Source organism: uncultured Nocardioides sp., assembly GCF_902805925.1.
Taxonomy (GTDB): Bacteria; Actinomycetota; Actinomycetes; order Propionibacteriales; family Nocardioidaceae; genus Nocardioides.
Map to the genome: position 1 here is coordinate 1 of NZ_CADCUP010000195.1, position 4,147 is coordinate 4,147.

Genomic DNA, 4,147 nt, shown 5'->3' on the forward strand with positions numbered 1-4,147 from the left:
GTCGTCCCCGACCCGGAGGCGGACCAGAAGAGGAGACGGGCCGCGCAGGAGAAGGTCGACGCCGCCGAGGCGCAGGTCGTCGAGGCGCAGGAGGCCCTCGACGCAGCCGCCGCCGAGGTCGGTGAGCTCGAGGCGCGCAGCATGCAGGTGCAGGCACAGATCGACGAGCTCCGCCGGCGGCTCGCCGAGCTGGAGACATCGGCCGAGGAGGTCGACGACGAGCTCTCGGACGCCGAGGACGTGCGGTCCGAGGCCGAGGCCGCGCTCGCCGCGGCCATCCGGGAGCGCGAGGCTGACGTGGCCGCGCTGGCGCGCCTGCGCTAGGCGCCCGCGCCGAGCACGGTCAGGCCGCGCCACCCCGCAGGATCCCCAGCACGCGCCGGTCGATCCAGGTGAAGTCGGAGGCCACCCGCATCTCGTAGTTCTCCGAGCCCGTCCACGCGGGCAGGTCGGGGTGGCCGGCGGCCTGGACGAGGCGGGAGATCTCCTCGCCCAGCGCGTCGTCGATCTCCACCTTCTCCTCGTCGGTGGAGGCGGTCAGGTAGAGCTCGTTGAGGTCCAGGAGACGCGCCAGCTCCGCGAGCGGGGTGGCGTGGTCGTCGACCCGCAGGTCGACGGCGATGTCGTCGTTGCCGTCGTAGCCGGCGCCGTCGCGGACGACGAGCAGCGCGGCCGACTGGCGGCCCCGGCGGTCGCCGCCGGCGGAGTCGCCGGCCTGCATCGCGGCCAGCAGACGGCTCTCGAGCGGCTGGCCGGACGAGGCCTCGAACGCGTCGCGCATCGCGTCCACCACCTCCGGGCCGGTCAGGATGTTGCCCTGGATCGCATAGCCCGCGCCCGTCACGCCGCCCGCCCAGTCGTAGCACTCGCCGCCGGTGTGGGTGGCGGCGTTGCCGTCGAGGTCGACGATCCCGACCTGGCGGTGCTCGCGGCCCTCGTCGTCGTCGAGCAGCCGCTGTAGCGCCACGTCGGCGGTCGCGCCCTCGTCGAGGTGGGCCAGCGCCTCACCCTTGTAGGCCACGTTGGCCGCGGCCTGGGTGGCGATGGCGCCGACCCCCGCGACGGCGGCCGGGACGGCGGAGCCGACGGCGAGGAACTTGGAGGCGACGGCGACACCCCAGGTCTCACCGTCGTCGGACCGGGCCACGATCGAGAACGTCATGCCGCGAGGCTAGTGGCTCGGTCCGATACTCGCTTGCCGGGATGTCGGTGGCGCGGGCGAGGATGGGCGGGTGCTGTCCCGTCTCGGCTTCCCCTCCATCGGTCCCCACCGTCGCTTCGTCACCGCCATCGCGGTCGACGCGCTCGGCAGCGGCGTCTTCATGCCGCTCTCGATGCTCTACTTCCTGGCCGTCACCGACCTGAGCCTGGTGCAGGTCGGCGCGGCCATCTCGATCGCCTCCGCGGTCGCGCTGCCGGCCGGCCCGCTGCTCGGCGGGCTCGTGGACCGGTTCGGTGCCAAGCAGGTGCTGCTGGCCGGCAACGCGCTCCAGGCGACGGGGTTCGCGGCCTACCTGGTGACCGAGTCGTTCGCGGCGGTGCTGCTCTGGACCGTCGTGGTGACGATCGGGCGCACCGCGTTCTGGGGCTCCTACAGCAACATCGTGGCGGCCATCTCGGCCCCGGGCGAGCGGGAGCGCTGGTTCGGCTTCCTGGGCGCCCTGCGCAACGTCGGCTTCGCCCTCGGCGGGGTCGCCTCGGGCGCCGCCCTGGCCATCGGCTCCGACTGGGCGTTCCATACGGTGGTCGCGGCCAACGCCGCGACGTACGCCGTGGCGTTCTGGCTGCTGCTCGCCGTGCCGGCCACCGCGCGGGGCGGGCACGGCCACCTGCCCGGGTCGTGGCGGACGGTGCTGAGCGACCGGCCCTACCGGTTGCTGGTCGTGGCGCAGGTCGGCTACTCGATGCCGATGATGGTGCTCAACTTCGCGCTGCCGGTCTACGCGGTCACGGTGCTCGGCCTGCCGGGGTGGGTCTCGGGCCTCATCTTCACGCTCAACTGCATCATGGTCGGGCTCGGGCAGGGCCTGGTGGTCAACGCGATGACCGGGCTGGTGCGCTACCGCGTGCTGCTGTGGACACAGGTGGTGTTCGGCGCCTCCTTCGTCGTCTTCCTGGCCTGTGGCTGGCTCGCTCCGGCCGTGGCGACCGGCGTCATCGTGCTCGGGTCGGTCGTCTACACCCTCGCCGAGCTCAGCGGCGGGCCGGTCCTCGCGGCGCTGTCGGCGGAGGCCGCACCCGAGCACCTGCGCGGGCGCTACCTGTCCCTGATCCAGCTCGCCTGGAACCTCAGCAGCACCGTCGCCCCGGTGCTCTTCGCCTGGCTGCTCGACCGGGGCCCCGAGCCGCTGTGGATCGTGATGCTGGCCCTGTCGGTCGCGATGCTGCCCGTGGTCGCCCGGCTGGGCGCCGTCATGCCCACGGCCGCCGCCGTCGTGAGCAACCGGGCCGAGGAGGAGGTCCCCACCACGGGCTGAGGTCGGTGGTGCCACCTCGCGAGCCCAGGCGTGACTCGCGTGCCGGCCCTCGCTACCCTCCGAAGGGAATGTGAACGTTCAAAGTCCCCACACAGCGGAGGTTCCAGTGCGAGTCGGAGTGCTCACCGGAGGCGGGGACTGCCCCGGCCTGAACGCGGTCATCCGCGCCGTCGTACGCAAGGGCGTGCACACCCACGACTTCGAGTTCGTCGGCTACCGCGACGGCTGGAAGGGCCCGCTCGAGGGACTCACCATGCCCCTGGGGATCGAGCAGTGCCGCGGCATCCTGCCGCGGGGAGGCACGATCCTCGGCTCCTCGCGCACCAACCCCTTCAAGCTCGACGACGGCGTGGAGCAGATCCGCGCCAACCTCGAGAAGGACGGCGTCGAGGCGCTCGTCGCCATCGGCGGCGAGGACACCCTCGGGGTCGCCACGAAGCTCGCCGACCTCGGCGTGAGCGTCGTGGGCGTGCCGAAGACGATCGACAACGACCTGTCGGGCACCGACTTCACCTTCGGCTTCGACACCGCGGTCAACATCGCCACCGAGGCGATCGACCGCCTGCACACCACCGCCGAGTCGCACCACCGGGTGCTGGTCGTGGAGGTGATGGGCCGTCACGCCGGGTGGATCGCCCTGCACTCGGGCATCGCCGGTGGCGCCAGCATGGTCCTCATCCCGGAGCAGCCCTTCGACATCGAGGAGGTCTGCGCCCACGTCGAGACGCGGTTCAAGAGCCAGTACGCCCCGATCGTCGTCGTCTCCGAGGGCGCGGTCCCGCGGGAGGCCGAGGGCGGCAGCGACGTGACGCTGCTCAACAGCGAGCTCGACGCCTTCGGCCACGTCCGCCTCGGCGGCATCGGCGACCGGCTGGCCGGCGAGATCGAGCGGCGCACCGGCAAGGAGGCGCGCGCGGTCGTGCTCGGCCACATCCAGCGCGGCGGCACGCCCACGGCGTTCGACCGCTGGCTGGCGACCCGCTTCGGGCTGCAGGCCGCCGACGCGGTCGCCGACGGCGAGTTCGGCACCATGATGGCGCTGCGCGGCACCGACATCGTGCGGCTGCCGCTCAGTGAGGGCACCGCAGAGCTCAAGCTCGTCAGCGAGAGGGAGTACGCCGAGGCGCAGGTCTTCTTCGGCTGAGCGCCGTCACCGCCGACCGCGACTACCGCGGGGGGCGGGGTGCCAGGCGCACGAGCTGGGTGACGTGGTCGGGGGTCAGCTCGTCGAGGGTGGCGACGCCCAGCAGGCGCATGGTGCGCTCCACCTGGCCGCGCAGGATCGCGATGGTGCGGTCGACGCCGTCTCGGCCGCCGGCCATCAGGCCGTAGAGGTAGGCGCGTCCGATCATCGTGAAGTGCGCCCCGTGCGCGATCGCCGCGACGACGTCCTGGCCGGACATGATGCCGGTGTCGAGGTGCACCTCCACGTCGGACCCGACGGCCTCCACGACCCGCGGCAGCAGGTGGAAGGGCACCGGTGCGCGGTCGAGCTGGCGCCCGCCGTGGTTGGACAGCACGATCGCGTCGACCCCCGCGTCGGCGAGGCGACGGGCGTCCTCGACGCCCTGCACCCCCTTCACCGACACCGTCCCCGGCCACTGGTCGCGGATCCAGGCGAGGTCGTCGTAGGTCACGGTGGGGTCGAACATCGTGTGCAGCAGGTCGGC

At 72.8% G+C, this 4,147-nt stretch carries 4 protein-coding genes and 1 pseudogene; 3 read left to right on the forward strand and 2 right to left on the reverse strand.

The features are described 5' to 3' along the window. A pseudogene (locus QZX64_RS14275) lies at nt 1-324 on the forward strand (hypothetical protein); the annotation flags it as partial. Nucleotides 325-343: 19 nt separating this feature from the next. Here the strand turns inward: QZX64_RS14275 and QZX64_RS14280 are convergent. Further along, a complete protein-coding gene (locus tag QZX64_RS14280; protein ID WP_295661088.1) occupies nt 344-1,162 on the reverse strand; it encodes a DUF1028 domain-containing protein in 819 nt (272 codons plus the stop codon). A gap of 70 nt (nt 1,163-1,232) precedes the next feature. On the opposite strand from QZX64_RS14280, the gene QZX64_RS14285 reads away from it, so the two are divergent. Then, nucleotides 1,233-2,477, forward strand: coding sequence for an MFS transporter (locus tag QZX64_RS14285; protein ID WP_295661090.1), 1,245 nt, complete (start codon nt 1,233-1,235; stop codon nt 2,475-2,477). 106 nt (nt 2,478-2,583) lie between these two features. Next, a complete protein-coding gene (locus tag QZX64_RS14290) occupies nt 2,584-3,621 on the forward strand; it encodes a 6-phosphofructokinase (protein ID WP_295661092.1) in 1,038 nt (345 codons plus the stop codon). A 22-nt stretch (nt 3,622-3,643) separates the two neighbouring features. Here QZX64_RS14290 and QZX64_RS14295 read toward each other — a convergent pair. Continuing rightward, on the reverse strand, nt 3,644-4,147 hold a 504-nt coding region (locus QZX64_RS14295; protein WP_295661094.1), incomplete at its 5' end, for an alpha-hydroxy acid oxidase.